Origin of the sequence: Aureimonas phyllosphaerae (assembly GCF_047943035.1) — a bacterium.
In the GTDB taxonomy this organism is placed as follows: Bacteria; Pseudomonadota; Alphaproteobacteria; order Rhizobiales; family Rhizobiaceae; genus Aureimonas; species Aureimonas phyllosphaerae.
In genome coordinates this window covers 3,840,949-3,857,681 of sequence record NZ_CP181348.1, presented here as the reverse complement: position 1 = coordinate 3,857,681, position 16,733 = coordinate 3,840,949, and the positions used below count along the sequence as shown (strand labels likewise).

The following is a 16,733-nucleotide window of genomic DNA, read 5'->3' as shown; positions in this document are numbered from 1 at the left end:
CTAGCCTCGGCGACAAGGCTTCGCAAGCCGCGAGGGGTCAGGCGGCGGCAAAGGCGCGAGGCGTTTCCATCCAGGTGCCGAGGTCGGCGGCGGGCATCGGCCGCGCGATCAGATAGCCCTGCAGCGCGTCGCATCCGGCCTCGCGCAGGAACGCCATCTGCTCTTCGGTCTCCACGCCCTCGGCCACGCATTGCAGGTCCAGCGAGCGGCACATGGCGATCACGGCGCCGAGAAGATCGCGCTGGGCGAGGGCCTTGTCGCCGCTGACGAAGCTGCGGTCGATCTTCACACGGCGGATCGGCAGTTCGCGGAGATAGCTGAGGCTGGCGTGGCCGGTGCCGAAATCGTCGATCGCCACCTGCGCACCCAGCGCGCTGAGTGCGCCCAGCGCCTCGCGGGCCGCCTCGAAGTCCCGCAGCATCGCCGTTTCCGTCAGTTCGAAGACGATGCGCGAGGGTGCGACCCCCGAGTTCCGCAGGGCGGAGATGATCGACAGGATCGTGCCGGGCGATGTCAGGTCGTGGGCCGAGAGATTGAAACAGACCGCGACCGTATCCGGCAGCGCCGCCGCCGCCGCGAGCGCCTTGTCGAAGAGTTTGACGGTGAGGCGGTGGACGATACCCGTGCGCTCCGCGACCGGCACGAAGACAGCGGGGCTGATCGTGCCGAGCGTCGGCGACGTCCAGCGCGCCAGGACCTCGACGGCGGAAAGCGCGTGGCTCTGTGAGTTCACCACCGGCTGTAGATGGATCGTCAGCTCACGATCGAGATCGGCGGCCTGCAGGGCGGCCTCGATCGCCCGGTCCGATCGGACGGCGGCCTCGTGCGCCTCGGAATAAAGGGTCGGCAGGCCACGCCGCGAGTTCTTGGACGTGTAGAGGGCGTAGTCCGCCCGTTCGTAGAGCGCCGAGGCGTCGACCTTGACGCCCACCACTGTGGCGATGCCGCAGGAAGCGCCGATGGAGATGGTGACGCCATCGGTCACGTAGGGTTCGGCGAGGCGCTCGCAGACGCCGGACATCATCCCGATCGCCGTCTCGCCATCGGCCTCGACGATGAACGCGAACTCGTCGCCACCGAGCCGCGCCACGATTCCCTTGTCTTCGAATTCCTCTGCCAGCCTCACGCCGACCTGTGCCAGGATCTGGTCGCCGACGAGATGGCCGTAGGTGTCGTTGGCGGCCTTGAACCGGTCGAGGTCGATCACGCCGAGCGAGAGGGCAGGGCTCGACGGATCGCGACCGGTCATGTGCTGCCGCAGATCCGAGAAGAACAGCCGCCGGTTCGGAAGGCCCGTGAGGAGGTCGGTGTGCGCGAGGATCGTCACCTCGCGGTTCAGCCGGGCCGTCTCGCTCTGCGATTGAACGAGCTTGGAGAAGGCCGAGAACCCGTTCATCAGCACCCGCATGACGACGAGCGTCACAAGGAGGATGTTCAGCGCGATCGCGATGTAGACCGTGCTCTTCGAAGCCAGGAGGTAGAACAGGAGGTAGGGGATGGTCGTGAAGGTCGCGACGAGAACGGCCCCCTGCGGCAGGTGGCTGAGGCAGAAGATGCATCCGATCACGGTGATGCCGACGAACATGGCGACATGCGCCCGCTCATCCGCCCCGCCGAATTGCGTCAGGCGCAGCGACCACAGGATGTAGGCGACCGACAGGAGGCAGCCGAGCACGGCGGTTCGGCGAAGGAGGCGGATGATGTCGGCGTGTTCGAAGGCCTTCACGTCGTAGCGCAGCCACGCAACCCCTCGCAGCGCGCCGAACAGGGCGAGCGAGCCGGGCACGAGGACCGACATCCAGAACGGCGCCTTGCCGTAGTGCGTGTAGCCGAGCGCGAGAGCGTTGACGCTGAGAAGCGCATAGAGGAGCGGCACCTGCGAGCGCAGTTCCTCGAACTGCTTTGCGGCCATGTCGGAACCGACCGACGAAAGGGTCAGCCAGCGCATCGTGTTCTTGAGCATAGACCGCCCGATATCGTCCAATGTCATGAGGACGTTACGCGGCAGGTCTTGAGATTGCGTAGCTGCAACCAGGGCCTATCGCGGCGCAGAGAGGCGGATCGGAAGGTTTGGTAGCAGTGGGCAGATTTGAACTGCCGACCTCCGGGTTATGAATCCGGCGCTCTCACCAACTGAGCTACACTGCCAAGGCGGAAGGATCGGTCTCGACCACATCCGAAGCGCCCGCCGTTGTCGTGCGGCGAGTTGAGGGCGATATACGGACGCTCGGGCGGCGCTGTCAAGACGGAACGGATGCGCCCCGGAGCTTTCGCCACAAGGGGACCATGCCGCCACGATCCGACGAATTCTTCGCACAGGATGCCGTTTCGCTGGCGGCCGCGCTGATCGGCTGCGAACTCTATCTCGACGGTGTGGGCGGGCGCATCGTCGAGACTGAAGCCTACCGCGCCGGCGATGCCGCATCGCATTCGTTCCGCGGCGAGACCTTGCGCAACCGCGCCATGTTCGGTCCGATCGGCCGGGCCTATGTCTACCGTTCCTACGGTCTGCACTGGTGCCTCAACATCGTCTGCGACGGCACGGAGCCCGGCAGCGCCGTACTGCTGAGGGCGCTCGAGCCGCTGGCTGGGCTGGATGTCATGGTTCGAAGGCGCGGTCTCGATGAGCCGAGGCTTCTGTGCGCCGGCCCCGGCCGGCTGACCCAGGCGCTCGGCATCGACGCCGGCCATGATGGCCTGGCGATCGACGAGCCGCCCTTTCTCTTCCGCCAGGTTGCGGCGCCGGGGCCCCTTGGTGTCGGGCCGAGGATCGGCATCACCAAGGCGATCGACGAGCCGTGGCGCTTCGGCTTGGCCGGCTCGCGCTATCTCAGTCGTCCGCTACGAAACGTGTTCGGCTGACGGGGCCTTCGCGATGGACGCTGCGCACGAGGGGCTGTAACCCAGCCTTGTCCACCTGCCGGCCTTCATCACCTGCGAGTCTCCATGTCGTCGCCTGCCAGCGCCTCACACTCCCGCACGGCAGCCCTTTGGGGCGTCGGCTTCATGCTGCTCGGCTGCTTCATGTTCTCGGTGAACGATGCGATGGGCAAGTGGCTGGTCGGCACCTATTCGGTGGGGCAGGTGCTGATGCTGCGCAGCGTCTCGGCGCTCGTGATCCTGATCCCGTTCATCCGCCGCGTCGATGTCCGCAGCGTCGTGCGTCCGGCGCGGCTGGGCCTGCATCTCCTGCGCGCTGCCGGATCGGCGATGGAAACGGGCTTCTTCTACTGGGCGCTGAGCTACCTGCCGCTCGCCAACGTCATGACCTTCTACCTCGCCGGGCCGATCTACGTGACCGCCCTCTCGGCGCTGATCCTGAAGGAGCGGGTCGGCTGGGTGCGCTGGAGCGCGGTGTTGGCCGGCTTCGGAGGCGTGCTGATCGCGCTGGGGCCGGACCTTGCGAGCGCCGGCTGGCCGGCGCTGATCGCGGTCGCGGGCAGCTTCTGCTACGCGCTCCTGATGATCTCGACGCGGATCCTTGCAGGAGCCGGCGAGACCACGCTGATCACCTGGCAGACCGTGATGGCGCTCGTGTTCGGGGCGATCCTCGCGCCGATGCACTGGGTCACGCCGTCCGCCTTCGACCTCGGGTTCCTGTTCCTGCTCGGCATCGTGGCGATGGCCGCGCATTCGGCCGTGAACCGCTCGCTGACGCTGGCGCCTGCCTCGACCGTGGTTCCCTACCAGTACTCGCTGATCGTCTGGGCGCTTCTCTTCGGCATCGTGATCTTCGACGAGACGCCGCGCATCTCGATGCTGGTGGGCGCCGCGGTGATCACGGCGTCGGGCGTCTTCATCTTCCTGCGCGAGCAGCGTCTGAAGGCCGAGACGACCGCGCAGGGGGCTTCCGGCATGGGAGGCGCGCCGGACGACATCCAGATCCCGCCGTCCAGGGGCTGAGCCTTCCATAAAAAAACCGCCGGCCCGCGTGAGCGGACCGGCGGTGGAGGGCGGAGACGGGGCCGGGCAGTCGACCCCGTCTTCCCATCCGGCCTCCGGCGGCAGGACTCGAATGCCGGAAGCCGAACGCTTGGATCAGTTGAAGCGGAACGAGGCCTTCGCCCACACCGTGTGGAAGTCGAAGTCGTCGTCCGACGCCGTCGTCAGCGTGGACCCGTTGCCGAGCGGCACGACGAGTTCGGCGTCCGTCGAGCCGAGGTCGGTGTAGAGATACTCGAGACCGAGGATCAGGTTGTCGGTCACCGCATAGTCGGTGCCCGCGCCGACCGCATAGCCGAAGCGCGTATCGTCTTCGCTGCCGGCGAGGCCGAACGGCGTGTTGACGATCGTCGTCTCGACATTGCCGAAGGCGACGCCGCCGGTGCCGTAGACGAGGAAGCGGTCGAGGCCGACGCCCGCCTTGAGGCGCACGGTGGCGAGGTAGTCGAGCTCGCGCGACACGCCGATCGTGTCGAAGCCGTTGGCGATGCCGGCGCTCTTGGTGATGTCGACATAGGACAGATCGCCGACGACGCCGAGCACGAAGCTGCCGCCGCCGAGCGCCACATTGTAGCCGACGTGACCGCCGCCCGCGAAGCTGTCGTCCTCTTCCGAGTAGGAGCGATGGTTCGCGCCGAAGTCGTAGGCATAGGTGCGGTCGGGAACGCCGGGCGTGCCGGGCACGGCAGGCGAGCCGGGCGTGGCCGGCGTGTCGGGCGTCGCCGGAACGGCCGGTGTGCCCGGGGTTCCCGGCGTGCCGGGGGTGGCGGGCGTTCCCGGCGTGCCGGGTTGCGCCGGCGTCACCACGACCTGGAACTCGCCGGCCACGCCGAGTGCCCCGGCGCCACCGACTGCCGCATAGGCTGCCGAGAGTTCCTGCGCGCTGATGATGCCCGTCGAGCCGTCGGGATACTCGACCGCGCAGCTGCCCGCGGCCGCGCCGCCGGCGCCCGCTGCCGTGCAGGAGTATTCCAGCGTGCCGAACACCGCCGGAGTGCCGGGGGTGCCGGGGGTGCCGGGATTGCCCGGGTTGCCGGGCGTGCCCGGAATGGCGGGCGAGCCGGGATTGCCGGGAATGAAGGGCGTGGCGGGAATCGCGTCGCGGCCCGGCGTCGCGGCAATGCCGGGAACGAAGACGAAGCTCGACGGAATGTTCGACGAGCCGCTGTTGAACGAGCCGCCGGCCTGGCCGCCGATGTAGAGGCCGGTCCACGAGAAGGCGGGTGCGAGGACCGCCACCGGGGGCGGCTCGGGCGGGTAGTCGACGATATCGGCGGCGAGGGCGGGGAAGGCGCAGGTCGCGGCCGCGAGCGTCAGGGCGAGCTTCTTCATGGGGTGCTCCAGCAAGCAGGTTCTTGTTGTTCGTCGCCCAACCTTTCCGGTTGCGGCGCGGCTCATGCATGCCGGCAAGGCCTGCCAGCTGTTCGGCCGGTTCGGGGAGGAGCGGGGGAACCGCCTGCGCGGCCCCCCGCATGCTGAGGTTTACTGGCCGGTGATCTGCGTGGAGACCGTGTTGGCGACCGCAGCCGGGACGTCCTGGAACGCCGCGCCGCTGTAGCCCATCGAGATCGTGCCGGTGTTGACCGCGCCGAGCACCGTGGTGGTCAGGCCGTTGAGGTCCATGCTGTTGGCCACGGCTGCCACCGCACCGTTGATCGTGCCGAGGTTGAAGGCGCGGTTGTTGGCGTACACGTCCTGCAGCGGTCCGTTGTAGAGCTGCTCGAGCGAGTTCGTGACCGTCGAGGACGGGCCGGTCACCGAGGCGAGGATCGTCTCCGAAGCCGCCGAGTTCGACGCCGTGTTCGAGGTGTTGGCGGCGGCACTGGCGGCAGCCGTCACGCTGTTGGTCACAGTACCAGTGGCAATCGTGGTCGACTGGCTGGCGCGGTTGGCCGATGCCGAGCCGACCGACGCGATATCGCCGGTGTTGACAGCACCGAGAACCGTCGTCTCGATGGCCGCGCGGTTGACGATACCGCCCGTGGTGCGGACGACCGTATCGACCTGACCAAGGTTGACGTCGAGACCGATTTCGGCGGCACCCGCAATAGCGGCTACCGCCGGAACGACGGTCGCGCCGGCGGCACCGGCACCCTGAATGTTGAGCCCGACCCGCGGCAGGTCGACGTTGGTGATGGTCTCCACACCGGCCTGACCGAGAACGACCGCACCGTTGATAGCGCCGATGTTGACGGCCTCGTTGACCCAGTTGCCGTTGCCGAAGCTAGCCTGAAGGTTGACGAGGTTCGAGTTGATCGCGGCATCGATGGTGGGAAGTACGGCCTGCGCCTGCGCGCCGCCGATCGAGGCCAGACCCATGACCAGCGCCGAGGCGCCAATTGCAAACAGAGATTTCATTGGTTAACTCCAGCTGTTGCCCGAGACTTGCCGGCTCCCTGTCGGCGGTCTCCTAGTTGGACAGGTCGTTCGAGAGAGCCCTGTCTCTCGGCGGAGCGGTTCCAGCGCTCCGCCGAATTCGTCATTGCGTCAGGATGGCCTGCGCCTTGGCCTGATCGCTGAGTTCGGGTTCGGTCTTCCCGCTGCCTGATCCCTGGAAGGCACCACTGGATCCCGCATAGGGTTTCTCGTTACGGCCCGCGGCCGGCGTCGTAGCGGCCACCGGCATTCCGGCTCCCATGCGAACGCCGGGCGGCGTTGCGGGCGCGGCGGCTCCGGCTGGAGCGGGGGAGGGTTTCGCACCGGGCGGCGGCGCGCCGACCGCCTTGGCCGCGCTCTTCGCCTTCTCCATCGCCGCCACGGCTTCGGCCGTCTTGGTGTGGTCGACAAAGCCGTGGGCACGGTCCACGAAAGTGCGGCACTCGGCGTAGTTGTCGGCCTTCATCACCTGCGTCAGCAGCTCGAAGGTCGCGAGGTTGAGCATCTGGCGCAGCGCGAAGTGGATGGCCTCGCGCTCGCGCCCACCGAAGTCGACATTGGTCAGCTGGTCGCCGATGAAGCGCCCGACGCCGATCCCGGCCTCCGAGGAGAAGATCTGCTTCTGCAGCGGCACATTCGCGACGATGAGGCCCGAGTTCGCGTCGGTCATCGCGAGATCGAGCCCGATCAGGATGCGGTTCTGGCGATACCGCGCCCCGACCCCCGCGACCTCGACCTCGGCGCCCGAGCCAGGGATGAAGTCGAGCGAGTTGATCGAGCCCGTGATGTAGAAGTTCGACGGGATCTGCCGCGACAGGTCGCGCACCCGCCACTCTGCCTCGGTCGTCGCGACACGCGGGTCGCGCCGGTTGACCACCGTCGCCCCGGCGCGGAACAGCGCCGACTGGATCATGTCGCCCGCGCCCTGGCTGATGAATTTGCCGACGCCGCCGTCGGTGAAGCTTTCCTTGCCGGTCTGGTCGAGCACCGCGCCGACCGAGAATACGAGCTGGCGCGCGATCCGCCCGTTGAGTCAGGTCAGCGCCTTGTCGAACGGCGTGACGATGTCGCTGATCGGCGGACCTTGGACCAGCTTGGCGTTGCTCGTCGAGCCCGCGACGCCGGGCGCTCCGGCGCAGCCCGACAGGACGCCGAGGGCGAGTATGGCCGAGGTGACGCGGGACAGGAACGCGGTCCGCATGGATGGCCTCAGTTGCACGCGGGCTGCGGCGAACCAGGGAAGGCGGAGTCGATCGAGACGCTGCCGTCCTGGCAACCCGTCGACTTCGCCTCGTTGCTGTTCACCACGTTGATGTTCTTGCCGGAGACGTTCGTGTTGTTGGTCGAGTTGTTGACGGCGCCGATCGCCGTCGTCTGCTGGCCGATCTCGTTCTTGGTATCGTTGGTCTGTCGCTCGATACGGTCGCCGTACTGCACGTTGTTGAAGGACGTGATCTGCGTCTTGCCGAGTGATTCGTAATAACCTTCCTCGTTCTTGCGCAGGATGTCGGTCTGGAGGAGGCGAAGGTTCTTCTCGGCGGTCGAGTTGAAGCTGTAGTTTCCGTTCCAGTCCGAGGCCGGACTGGCCGTGCTTTGTGCCGATGCCGCCGCCGCGCCGAAAAGCTGCAGGACGACGACGCTCCCCAAGATCCAGGACGACGAACCAGCCATGGATATTTCCCCTTATTTCGGGCGAGTGACGTCGTGCCCCGGACGCATGGTCCATGACGTTGACGGCGACCCACTTCTTCTTGAGGACTTTCCCGAAGGACCGACCTTCCCCACGCAGCGAGCTATCCACGGATGGTTCGTCGCGTGCAACTTAAAAGTGTAGTTGCACTTTTTGCACGCAACCGCTGTTGCCAAGCGGGCACAATCCTTGCGCGAGGCTGGGCGGATTCTTGCAACTTCATCAGGGTGGCGTATTACTCGCGGTCTTTCCGCCCCCACTGCGCCTCGCCCAAGGTTGCGCATCCTCCGAAGAAGGAACGCGCGGCCATGTCCACCTCTCCCCGTCTTTCCCTTCCGCTGCTGATGCCCCAGCAGGCGCAGCGGCATCTGACCTTGAACGACGCCTTCCGGCTTCTCGACGTGCTGGTCCAGACGGCGGTCGTCAGCGACAGTCTCGCCGTCGAGCCGGAGGACGCAGGGGAAGGCGATCTCTTCATCCTGCCGCCCGGCGCGACGGGCGCGCGCTGGGGCGCGATGCAACCCGGCGCGCTGGCGATGGTCGAGAACGGCGGGTTCGTGGAGATGCAACCGGTGCCCGGCCAGATCGCCTATGTCGCCGACCGGCGCGCGCTGGTGCTGTTCGACGGGGAGGCGTGGGGCGCGGGCCCGTTCGCGGCGAAGGAGACAGAATGCCTCGGCATCAACGCGGCGCCGACGGACGCGAACCGCCTGACCGTCGCGGCCGATGCCGAGCTCCTTACCTTCGACGCGCGCACGCCCGGGACGGGCGATGCCCGGAAGGTCATCAACCGGCAAGACACGGACCGGGTCGCTGCCGTCCTGTTCCAGACCGGCTTTTCGGGGCGCGCCGAGATCGGACTTCTCGGTGACGAGCGCTTCGCCGTGCGCGTGTCGACGGATGGCGCGAGCTTCCGTCCGGTGCTGACGGCGCGCCCGGCCGACGGTTTCCTGTCGGTGGCGCACGATTCCGAGCCGGTCTGCGCGCTCGACGTGGGTGGCGCGGTGCGTGTCGCAACCTATCTGAAGGCGGCGCTTCCCTCAGCGGAAGCCGGCGCCGGACAGATCATCCTGGTGTCGGATGCGGCTGGTGGAGCGGTGCTCGCCTTCAGCGACGGAGCCGCGTGGCGGCGGGTGACGGATCGCGCCATCGTGACCTGACCGGCGCGATTGGGGATGGCCCGTCAGCTTGGCGCCGGGCAAGGCATGCCACAGCCTTGCTTGGCGGCGTCCGAGTCGCGGACGGCCAGACTTTGGAGACGAATGCGATGTCGATGTGGGCGATCGGGTTGATGACCGGGACGGTGCTCGACGGCAATGTCGACATCGCCATGCTCTGCACGGACGGCGAGACCATCCACGAGTTCGGGCCGACGTTGCTGGCCCCTTACCCCAAGGACATCCGTCCGCTTCTGAAGGAAACGCTGGCGGCCGCCGCCCGATGGAACTTCGAGGGCCCGGAGCCCGCGATCTTCGATACGGCGGAAGAAGCGCTGACGGCGGCGCAGTCGGATGCGGTCGTAGCCTTCCTCGAGGACGAGGGGCTTCCGTCCGTCGATTGCGGTGTCGTCGGCTTTCACGGGCAGACGGTGCTGCATCGGGCGGCGACGCCCGAGCGCCCCGGCGACACGAGGCAACTCGGCGACGGCGACGAGATGGCGCGTCGCCTCGGCATTCCCGTCGTGTTCGATTTCCGCAGCCGCGACGTCGCCTTCGGCGGGCAGGGCGCTCCGCTGGCGCCGATCTACCACAAGGCCCTTCTCGCGCGGATCGGCGCGGGCGAGGAGACGGCCTTCCTCAACCTCGGGGGCGTCGCCAACATCACCTGGATTTCGGCCGACGGCGAGATGCACGCCTTCGACACGGGTCCCGCCAACGCGCCGCTCAACGACTGGATGCAGGCCCGCGCTCGGCAGGACATGGACCGCGACGGGCTGATCGCCGCCGCAGGCCGTGTCGACGAGGCGCGGTTGGCGAAGCTTCTCGACCATCCGTACCTTGCGGAGCCCTATCCGAAATCCCTCGACCGCAACGACTTCACCGCGCGCATGGCCGACGGCCTGTCGCTGGAGGACGGTGCGGCGCTTCTGACCGCCTTCACGGCCGGGGCGATCGGTAAGGCGCTGGACCTCCTGCCCAAGCGCCCGACGCGGCTCGTGGTGGGCGGCGGCGGGCGGCGCAACCCGGTCCTGATGCGCGAGATCGCCAAGCGTGCGGGCGTCGAGACGGTCGATGCCGATGCGCTGGGCCTCCGGGGCGATGCGATCGAGGCGGAGTGTTTCGCCTTTCTCGCTGTCCGCGTCCTGCGCGGGCTTCCGATCAGCTTCCCCTCGACGACCGGCGCACCCGAACCGCTGACCGGCGGTCGCATCGCGCGCCCGATCGGTCAGCCCGCGACGGCCTGACGCGCGAAAAAGCACGGTCCCCTTCCTTTCCTCGCATCCAACACGCTCCACCTTCGTTCCGAACTTGGAAACGTTACAGAGAGCGGGGCAGCCATGCGATTGAAGGTCAACGGAACGGAGCACGATCTCGACGTGGATGTCCGCACGTCGCTGCTCGACGCTCTTCGCGATCACCTCGCGCTGACAGGCTCCAAGAAGGGCTGCGACCACGGCCAGTGCGGCGCCTGTACGGTGCTGATCAACGGGCGCCGGGTGAACTCGTGCCTGTCGCTCGCCGTGATGCACGAGGATGACGAGATCACCACGATCGAGGGCCTTGGCGCGCCCGGTCACCTGCATCCGATGCAGGAGAGCTTCCTTCACCACGACGGCTACCAGTGCGGCTACTGCACGCCGGGTCAGATCGTCTCGGCGGTGGGCATGCTGGGCGAGGCGAAGGACAACTGGCCGAGCCATGCGTCCGAGACGCTCGACGGCAAGGTGAAATTGACCGACGCCGAGATTTCCGAGCGCATGAGCGGCAACCTCTGCCGCTGCTCGGCCTATCCCAACATCGTCGACGCGATCCGCGACGCCCACGGAAAGAGCGCGGCATGAAGACCTTCGATTACCAGCGCGCATCGAGCACGCAGGAAGCCGCGGCCGTCGCCGCCGATGCCGCGACGAAGTTCATAGCAGGGGGCACCAACCTTCTCGACCTCATGAAGCTGCAGGTCGAGACCCCAAGCCGCCTCGTCGACATCACGCGCCTGCCGCTGAAGAGCATTGAGGCGGACGACGAGGGCGTGCGCATCGGAGCCCTCGTCTCGAACAGCGAACTCGCCGCCGACGAGCGCATCCGCCGAGACTACGAGGTCCTGTCCCGTTCGCTCCTGTCGGGCGCGTCCGGCCAGCTCCGCAACAAGGCGACGACGGGCGGCAATCTTCTGCAGCGCACCCGCTGCGGGTATTTCTACGAGACCAGCGCGCGCTGCAACAAGCGCGAACCGGGCTCCGGCTGCGATGGCCGCGGCGGCTTCAACCGCATCCTCGCCATTCTTGGCACCTCCGATCATTGCATTGCGACGCACCCGTCCGACATGGCGGTGGCGATGCGCCTCCTCGACGCCGAGGTGCTGACGATCAAGTCGGACGGGTCCGAGCGCACGATCCCGATCGCCGAACTGCATCGCATGCCCGGCAAGACGCCGGAGATCGAGACCTCGCTCGAGCCCGGCGAGCTCATCACCGGCATCCGGCTGCCGAAACCTTTGGCGGGGCGCCATCTCTATCGCAAGGTGCGCGACCGGGCGTCCTACGCCTTTGCGCTGTTCTCGGTCGCCGCCGTCGTGCGGATGGAGGAGGGGCGCATGGCCGACGTCCGGCTCGCCTTCGGCGGCATCGGCACCGTGCCTTGGCGCTCGAAGGGCGTGGAAGAGGTGCTGATCGGCGAGGCGCCCGGCGAGGTGGTCTTCGCGCGGGCGGCCGACCTCCTCCTCAAGGATGCCAAGGGCTACGGCGACAACGACTTCAAGATCGACCTGGTGCGCCGGACGCTTCCCGCGGTCCTCGCTGACGCCACGCGCGGAGACGCCTGATGGACACGACCCACAGCTACAAGATGGACGAGCCGATCGGCGAGACGCGTCTCGACCACGCCGTTCAGAACGTTCTCGGTAAGGGCGTCGACCGGTTCGAGGGGCCGCTCAAGGTGTCGGGCCGCGCGCCCTACGCCTACGAGAATCTCCCCGGCGAGAAGGTGGCCTTCGGCTACATCGTGCTGTCCACCATCGGGGCGGGCAAGGTGACGTCGATCGACACGATGCGGGCGCGCTCGACGGCGGGCGTGCTGACGGTGATCGTCGACAAGCGGAGCCCGCGGGCGGCGGCGGATCCAAACGATCCCGCGCCTAAGCCCGCCGCCGGCGAAGTGACGCATTACGGCCAGCCGCTTTGCCTCGTGGTGGCCGAAAGCTTCGAGGTGGCGCGCGACGCTGCGAAGCTCGTCGACGTCGAGTACGAGAAGGACGAAGGGCGCTTCGACCCGATCGCCCTGCAGGACGAGAGCCACGTGCCGCCGCCGGGCGCCATGCCGTCGGTGACGGAGAAGGGCGACTTCCAGAAGGCGTTCAGCCAGGCCGCCGTCACGCTCGACGCGACCTACACGACGCCGAGCCAGAGCCATTCGGCAATGGAGCCGCACGCGGCGGTGGCTCATTGGGACGGCGACAAGCTGAAACTCTACGGCTGCTACCAGCTCGTCTCCACCAATGTCGGCCAGCTCGCCAAGGCGCTCGGCATCTCGAAGTCCAAGGTCGAGATCGTCGCGCCGTATATCGGCGGCGGCTTCGGCGGCAAGCTCGGCATCGGGCCGGAGTCGGTGTTCGCCGCAATGGCGGCGCAGGAGATCGGACGTCCGGTCAAGATCGCGCTGACCCGCCAGCAGGTGTTCCAGGCGACGTCGCGCCGCTCCGACACAATTCAGCGTGTGCGTCTCGGTACCACGAAGGACGGCGTGATCACCGCGATCGGCCACGAGACGATCACCAGCAACACGCCGGGCGACGAGTTCTTCGAGCCGGCCGGCATCTCGACCGTCTTCCTCTACGGCGGCGAGAACCGGCTGATCGCCCACAAGAAGACCGACGTGAACATTCTTCTGTCGTCGTCGATGCGCGCGCCGGGCGAGGCGGTCGGCATGCTCGCGCTCGAGAACGCGATGGATGAGATGGCCGAGAAGCTCGGCCTCGATCCCATCGAGTTCCGCAAGCGCAACGAGCCGGAGGTCGATCCGCAGGACGGCCTGCCGTTCTCCTCGCGCAAGCTGGTCGAATGCATGGACGAGGGCGCCCGGCGCTTCGGCTGGGACAAGCGCAACAAGCAGCCGGGCACGCGCCGCGAAGGCGAGTGGCTGGTCGGCATCGGCATGTCCTCGGCCTCGCGCAAGAACATGATCCAGCAGTCGTCGGCCCGCGTCACGCTATCGCCGGAGGGCGAGGCGCTGGTCGAGACCAACATGACCGACATCGGCACCGGCACCTATACGATCCTCCAGCAGATCGCGGCCGAAGTGCTGGGACTGCCGCTGGAGAAAGTTTCGGTCCGGCTCGGCCACTCCAACGACCCGGATGCGCCGGGCTCCGGCGGCTCGTGGGGTGCCAACTCGTCTGGTTCGTCGGTCTTCGTCGCCTGCGAGGGCATCGTCGAGGCGATCGCCAAGAAGCTGAAGGTGAAGCCGGACGAGGTGACGCTGAAGGACGGCACGGCGATCGCCGGCAACCGCCAGACGAGCTTTGCCGACATCCTGGCCGGCGAGCCGATCGTCGTGACGGGCACGTTCAAGCCGGGCAAGACGTCGGAGAACACCCACCAGGCGAGCTACGGCGCGCACTTCTGCGAGGTGGCGGTCAACGCCTACACCGGCGAGACGCGCGTGCGGCGGCTTCTCACCGTCGCGGCGGCGGGCCGGATCCTCAACGAGAAGACCGCGCGCTCGCAGTGCTACGGCGGACAGATCTTCGGCATCGGCACGGCGCTGACCGAGGAACTCGTCGTCGACAAGCGCACCGGCCTGATGGTCAACCACGACCTTGCCGAGTACCATGTGCCGGTGAACGCCGACGTGCCGCAGCTGGAAGTGGTGCTGATGGAGGAGCGCGACCACGCGGCGAGCCCGCTGGCCGGCAAGGGCATCGGCGAGCTGGCGATCTGCGGCGTCGGCGCGGCGGTGACCAACGCGATCTACAACGCCTGCGGCGTGCGGGTTCGCGACTACCCGATGACGCTCGACAAGGTGCTGCGCGGCATGCCGCGCCAGAACGTGGCGCAGGCCGCGGAGTGACGTGACGGCTCTCGACTGAAAGGGCGCGGGGCTTCGGGTCCCGCGCCCTTTCTCGTTCAGGAGAGGGAACCGTCCGGCCAGACCGTCGCCTCGCGCCCGACGATGGCGCCGTATTCGCCGATCACGGCGGATGCCATCCGATGGCCGGCCTCGGCCGCCCGGTCGAGCGATCCGCCCTTGAGCACCACCGCCATCGCCGCGCCGTTGAAGCTGTCGCCGGCCGATGTCGTGTCGACGATGCGCTCGGCCTTGCGACCGGCGATCTCGCGAACGTTGCCGGGCTCGGCGACGACGGCGGGTTCCCCGCCGGACTTCACGATCGTCGCCGAGGCGCCGAAACCGAGAAGCCGTTCCGCCGCCGCGTGGGCGTCCCGATCGCCGTATAGCGCCTGCTCGTCGTCCAGCCCAGGCATGGTCAGCGTCGCGACGCCATGGGCGGCCGCGATCGTCTCGCGCGCGGCGTCGGCGCTTTCCCAAAGGCGCGGACGATAGTTGCCGTCGAAGCCGACGATGCGGCCATCCTTCTTCATCCGCTCACCGAGCCCCAGCAGGCGCTGACGGCCTTCCGGCGGCAGGATCGCGAGCGAGATGCCGGTGAAGTAGAGCGCATCGAGGGCGGCAAGCTCGTCCGCCAACGCGTCTTCGCGCCCGTCGGTGAAGAGACGTCGCGCCGCGGCGGTGGAGCGCCAATAGGCGAAGGACCGCTCGCCGTGCGCATCGCGGCTGATGGCATAGAGGCCCGTGGTCTCGCCGGTCGCGGAATGGACGTGGGTCGTCCGCACCCCTTCGGCTTCGATGAAGGCGGGGATCTCGCGGCCGAACGGATCGTCGCCGAGGCGCGTGACGTAGTAAACGTCGACCGCCGGATCGCTGCCGAGCGCACGGCGGCAGTAGACGGCGGCGTTCAGCGTGTCGCCGCCGACCGTCCGGTGCATGGTGCCGGGCGCCTCGCCGGACTTTTCGTAAAGCTCGATCATGCACTCGCCGAGGAAGGCGATGCGGAGAGGCGCGGGCATCAGCGGGCCTCGGCCAGGAACTGGTCGATGCGCCCGGCCGACGGCATGGCGCTGCGGGCGCCGAAGGACAGGCAGGCGAGCGAAGCCGCGGCAACGGCCCGGCGGATCGCCTCGGGCATCGCCAATCCGGCGTCCAGCCCCGTCGCCAGCACGCCGCAGAGCGTGTCGCCGGCGCCGGTCGTGTCTACGGGCTCGATCCGGGGCGCCTGGAAACGGGTGGCTTCGCCCTCGCGCGAGACGAGGAGCGCGCCGGCGCCGCCGAGCGTCGCCAGCACCGAGAGATCCGTCGCATCGGCCACAGCCCGCGCGGTCTCCTCCGGCTCGCCCGGCCGGAGGCCGAGAATGGTCGCGGCCTCGTCGAGCTCGTGCTCGTTGACGATCAGGAGATCGGTGGAGCGGAGGAGGTCTTTCAGGCGGCCTGCATCCACCCCCTGCGGCACCGGCGCGAGATTGAGAAGCACATGCGCGCCCGCGCCGCGCCCCTCGCGCGCCGCCGCCACGGTCTCGTCGAACGGCAGTTCCATCTGGAGCACCAGAACGGTGGAACCCGTGTCCCACGTACCGGCCAGCTGGCCGGCCGTGACCGCCCGGTTGGCACCGCTGGCGACCGTGATGGCGTTCTCGCCGTCGCTGGCGACCGAGATGAAGGCGCAGCCGGTCGGCTCGTCGAGGCGCGCCAGCGCGGAAACGTCGATCCCCTCCCGCTCGAGCGTGCCGGCCTCGCCGTCGCCGAACGCATCGCGTCCCACGGCCCCGACGAAGCGGACCCGTCCGCCCGCGCGCGCGGCGGCGACCGCCTGGTTGGCGCCCTTGCCGCCGGACAGCTGCTGGTATCCCGGCGCCAGCACGGTCTCGCCGGGCTTCGCAATCGCCGCGACCTTGCAGACCAGATCGACATTCACAGACCCGAACACGACGATCATGGCGGCCATCCTCCCGTTTCCTCGAAACGCTCCGTAGCGAAGGAGAGGAAGGCGAACAAGCGCCGATCCGGCCGCGCGCTGGACAAGCGGGCCGGGGTTGCCGACAACGGGGCATGAGCGCATCCGACACCCCTTTCGATCTCGACCGCGTTCCACGGCTGCGGCTGGTGTTCGGCGAGCGGCGGATCGTCGGGCCGGGGCGGGCCGACTTGCTGGAAGGGATCGCCGCAACCGGTTCGATCGCCGGCGCCGGGCGGCGCATGGGCATGAGCTACAAGCGCGCCTGGACGCTGGTGGAGGAGCTGAACGTCACGTTCGATGTGCCGCTGGTCGCCATGAGCCGGGGCGGCAGCGGCCATGGCGGCGCGGCGCTGACCGAGCTCGGCTCGGAAGTGCTGGAGCGCTATCGAAGGATGCAGGCGCTGAGCGACGCCGCGATCGCAGGCGACCTCGAGGCGCTGGCCCGCCGGCTCGGGCCGGTGAGGGAAGAGGTCGATATGGTCGAGCGGAAATAACGCTTGCCGTCCTCGTCGTCGGGCGTCTAGCCTGCCGATATGTCTCT

Annotated in this window: 16 protein-coding genes and 1 tRNA gene; 8 read left to right on the top strand and 9 right to left on the bottom strand. The window is 68.2% G+C overall.

The features are described 5' to 3' along the window. Positions 1-37 precede the first annotated feature (37 nt). Both ACLNGM_RS18435 and ACLNGM_RS18430 read right to left on the bottom strand, forming a co-directional pair. On the bottom strand, positions 38-1,963 hold the full coding sequence (locus ACLNGM_RS18435) for a putative bifunctional diguanylate cyclase/phosphodiesterase (protein ID WP_416356055.1): 1,926 nt from the start codon (positions 1,961-1,963) through the stop codon (positions 38-40). Positions 1,964-2,071: 108 nt separating this feature from the next. After that, a tRNA-Met gene (locus ACLNGM_RS18430) sits at positions 2,072-2,148 on the bottom strand. 138 nt (positions 2,149-2,286) lie between these two features. On the opposite strand from ACLNGM_RS18430, the gene ACLNGM_RS18425 reads away from it, so the two are divergent. Together ACLNGM_RS18425 and ACLNGM_RS18420 are read left to right on the top strand one after the other, a co-directional pair. Beyond that, positions 2,287-2,862, top strand: a complete 576-nt coding sequence (locus ACLNGM_RS18425) for a DNA-3-methyladenine glycosylase (protein ID WP_416356054.1) — start codon at positions 2,287-2,289, stop codon at positions 2,860-2,862. An 84-nt stretch (positions 2,863-2,946) separates the two neighbouring features. Then, a complete protein-coding gene (locus ACLNGM_RS18420; protein ID WP_416356053.1) occupies positions 2,947-3,903 on the top strand; it encodes a DMT family transporter in 957 nt (318 codons plus the stop codon). Between the two features lie 135 nt (positions 3,904-4,038). Here ACLNGM_RS18420 and ACLNGM_RS18415 read toward each other — a convergent pair whose 3' ends face one another. The 5 genes from ACLNGM_RS18415 to ACLNGM_RS18395 form a co-directional block, all read right to left on the bottom strand. Next, entirely contained in the window at positions 4,039-5,274 is a 1,236-nt protein-coding gene (locus ACLNGM_RS18415; protein ID WP_416356052.1) for an outer membrane protein, read from the bottom strand. Positions 5,275-5,424: 150 nt separating this feature from the next. Continuing rightward, the gene (locus ACLNGM_RS18410; protein WP_416356051.1) at positions 5,425-6,300 is read right to left on the bottom strand and encodes a hypothetical protein; all 876 of its coding nucleotides are present in this window, start codon (positions 6,298-6,300) and stop codon (positions 5,425-5,427) included. Positions 6,301-6,421: 121 nt separating this feature from the next. Beyond that, on the bottom strand, positions 6,422-7,306 hold the full coding sequence (locus ACLNGM_RS18405; RefSeq protein ID WP_416356050.1) for a CsgG/HfaB family protein: 885 nt from the start codon (positions 7,304-7,306) through the stop codon (positions 6,422-6,424). Positions 7,307-7,351: 45 nt separating this feature from the next. Next, positions 7,352-7,519 carry a hypothetical protein gene (locus tag ACLNGM_RS18400; protein WP_416356049.1) on the bottom strand — a complete coding sequence of 56 codons (168 nt, stop codon included), beginning with the start codon at positions 7,517-7,519 and terminating at the stop codon, positions 7,352-7,354. Positions 7,520-7,527: 8 nt separating this feature from the next. Further along, positions 7,528-7,989: a hypothetical protein gene (locus ACLNGM_RS18395; protein WP_416356048.1), complete on the bottom strand. Its 462-nt coding sequence runs from the start codon at positions 7,987-7,989 to the stop codon at positions 7,528-7,530. Between the two features lie 327 nt (positions 7,990-8,316). On the opposite strand from ACLNGM_RS18395, the gene ACLNGM_RS18390 reads away from it, so the two are divergent. The 5 genes from ACLNGM_RS18390 to ACLNGM_RS18370 all read left to right on the top strand — a co-directional run bounded on the left by ACLNGM_RS18390 (position 8,317) and on the right by ACLNGM_RS18370 (position 14,232). Next, complete coding sequence (locus ACLNGM_RS18390; protein WP_416356047.1) at positions 8,317-9,168, top strand: DUF2793 domain-containing protein; 852 nt, start codon at positions 8,317-8,319, stop codon at positions 9,166-9,168. A gap of 107 nt (positions 9,169-9,275) precedes the next feature. Further along, the gene (locus ACLNGM_RS18385) at positions 9,276-10,412 is read left to right on the top strand and encodes an anhydro-N-acetylmuramic acid kinase (protein ID WP_416356046.1); all 1,137 of its coding nucleotides are present in this window, start codon (positions 9,276-9,278) and stop codon (positions 10,410-10,412) included. 93 nt (positions 10,413-10,505) lie between these two features. Then, on the top strand, positions 10,506-11,009 hold the full coding sequence (locus tag ACLNGM_RS18380; protein WP_416356045.1) for a 2Fe-2S iron-sulfur cluster-binding protein: 504 nt from the start codon (positions 10,506-10,508) through the stop codon (positions 11,007-11,009). Next, a complete protein-coding gene (locus ACLNGM_RS18375) occupies positions 11,006-11,989 on the top strand; it encodes an FAD binding domain-containing protein (protein ID WP_416356044.1) in 984 nt (327 codons plus the stop codon). The genes ACLNGM_RS18380 and ACLNGM_RS18375 overlap by 4 nt, the downstream gene beginning before the upstream one ends. Then, on the top strand, positions 11,989-14,232 hold the full coding sequence (locus ACLNGM_RS18370) for a xanthine dehydrogenase family protein molybdopterin-binding subunit (RefSeq protein ID WP_416356043.1): 2,244 nt from the start codon (positions 11,989-11,991) through the stop codon (positions 14,230-14,232). The genes ACLNGM_RS18375 and ACLNGM_RS18370 overlap by 1 nt, the downstream gene beginning before the upstream one ends. Positions 14,233-14,288: 56 nt before the next feature. On the opposite strand, the gene ACLNGM_RS18365 is transcribed toward ACLNGM_RS18370, so the two are convergent. Together ACLNGM_RS18365 and ACLNGM_RS18360 are read right to left on the bottom strand one after the other, a co-directional pair. Then, positions 14,289-15,248, bottom strand: coding sequence for a sugar kinase (locus ACLNGM_RS18365; protein WP_416356042.1), 960 nt, complete (start codon positions 15,246-15,248; stop codon positions 14,289-14,291). Further along, positions 15,248-16,180, bottom strand: coding sequence for a ribokinase (locus ACLNGM_RS18360; RefSeq protein ID WP_416356041.1), 933 nt, complete (start codon positions 16,178-16,180; stop codon positions 15,248-15,250). Before ACLNGM_RS18360 ends, ACLNGM_RS18365 begins: the two co-directional genes overlap by 1 nt. A 104-nt stretch (positions 16,181-16,284) precedes the next feature. Here ACLNGM_RS18360 and ACLNGM_RS18355 point away from each other — a divergent pair, with 104 nt between their 5' ends. Further along, complete coding sequence (locus ACLNGM_RS18355) at positions 16,285-16,686, top strand: winged helix-turn-helix domain-containing protein (protein ID WP_416356040.1); 402 nt, start codon at positions 16,285-16,287, stop codon at positions 16,684-16,686. Positions 16,687-16,733 lie beyond the last annotated feature (47 nt).

Coding starts and splice junctions, on each gene's coding strand:
- ACLNGM_RS18435 (WP_416356055.1), bottom strand. CDS start 1,963: ATGCTCAAGAACACGATGCGCTGGCTGACCCTTTCGTCGGTCGGTTCC.
- ACLNGM_RS18425 (WP_416356054.1), top strand. CDS start 2,287: ATGCCGCCACGATCCGACGAATTCTTCGCACAGGATGCCGTTTCGCTG.
- ACLNGM_RS18420 (WP_416356053.1), top strand. CDS start 2,947: ATGTCGTCGCCTGCCAGCGCCTCACACTCCCGCACGGCAGCCCTTTGG.
- ACLNGM_RS18415 (WP_416356052.1), bottom strand. CDS start 5,274: ATGAAGAAGCTCGCCCTGACGCTCGCGGCCGCGACCTGCGCCTTCCCC.
- ACLNGM_RS18410 (WP_416356051.1), bottom strand. CDS start 6,300: ATGAAATCTCTGTTTGCAATTGGCGCCTCGGCGCTGGTCATGGGTCTG.
- ACLNGM_RS18400 (WP_416356049.1), bottom strand. CDS start 7,519: ATGCGGACCGCGTTCCTGTCCCGCGTCACCTCGGCCATACTCGCCCTC.
- ACLNGM_RS18395 (WP_416356048.1), bottom strand. CDS start 7,989: ATGGCTGGTTCGTCGTCCTGGATCTTGGGGAGCGTCGTCGTCCTGCAG.
- ACLNGM_RS18390 (WP_416356047.1), top strand. CDS start 8,317: ATGTCCACCTCTCCCCGTCTTTCCCTTCCGCTGCTGATGCCCCAGCAG.
- ACLNGM_RS18385 (WP_416356046.1), top strand. CDS start 9,276: ATGTCGATGTGGGCGATCGGGTTGATGACCGGGACGGTGCTCGACGGC.
- ACLNGM_RS18380 (WP_416356045.1), top strand. CDS start 10,506: ATGCGATTGAAGGTCAACGGAACGGAGCACGATCTCGACGTGGATGTC.
- ACLNGM_RS18375 (WP_416356044.1), top strand. CDS start 11,006: ATGAAGACCTTCGATTACCAGCGCGCATCGAGCACGCAGGAAGCCGCG.
- ACLNGM_RS18370 (WP_416356043.1), top strand. CDS start 11,989: ATGGACACGACCCACAGCTACAAGATGGACGAGCCGATCGGCGAGACG.
- ACLNGM_RS18365 (WP_416356042.1), bottom strand. CDS start 15,248: ATGCCCGCGCCTCTCCGCATCGCCTTCCTCGGCGAGTGCATGATCGAG.
- ACLNGM_RS18360 (WP_416356041.1), bottom strand. CDS start 16,180: ATGGCCGCCATGATCGTCGTGTTCGGGTCTGTGAATGTCGATCTGGTC.
- ACLNGM_RS18355 (WP_416356040.1), top strand. CDS start 16,285: ATGAGCGCATCCGACACCCCTTTCGATCTCGACCGCGTTCCACGGCTG.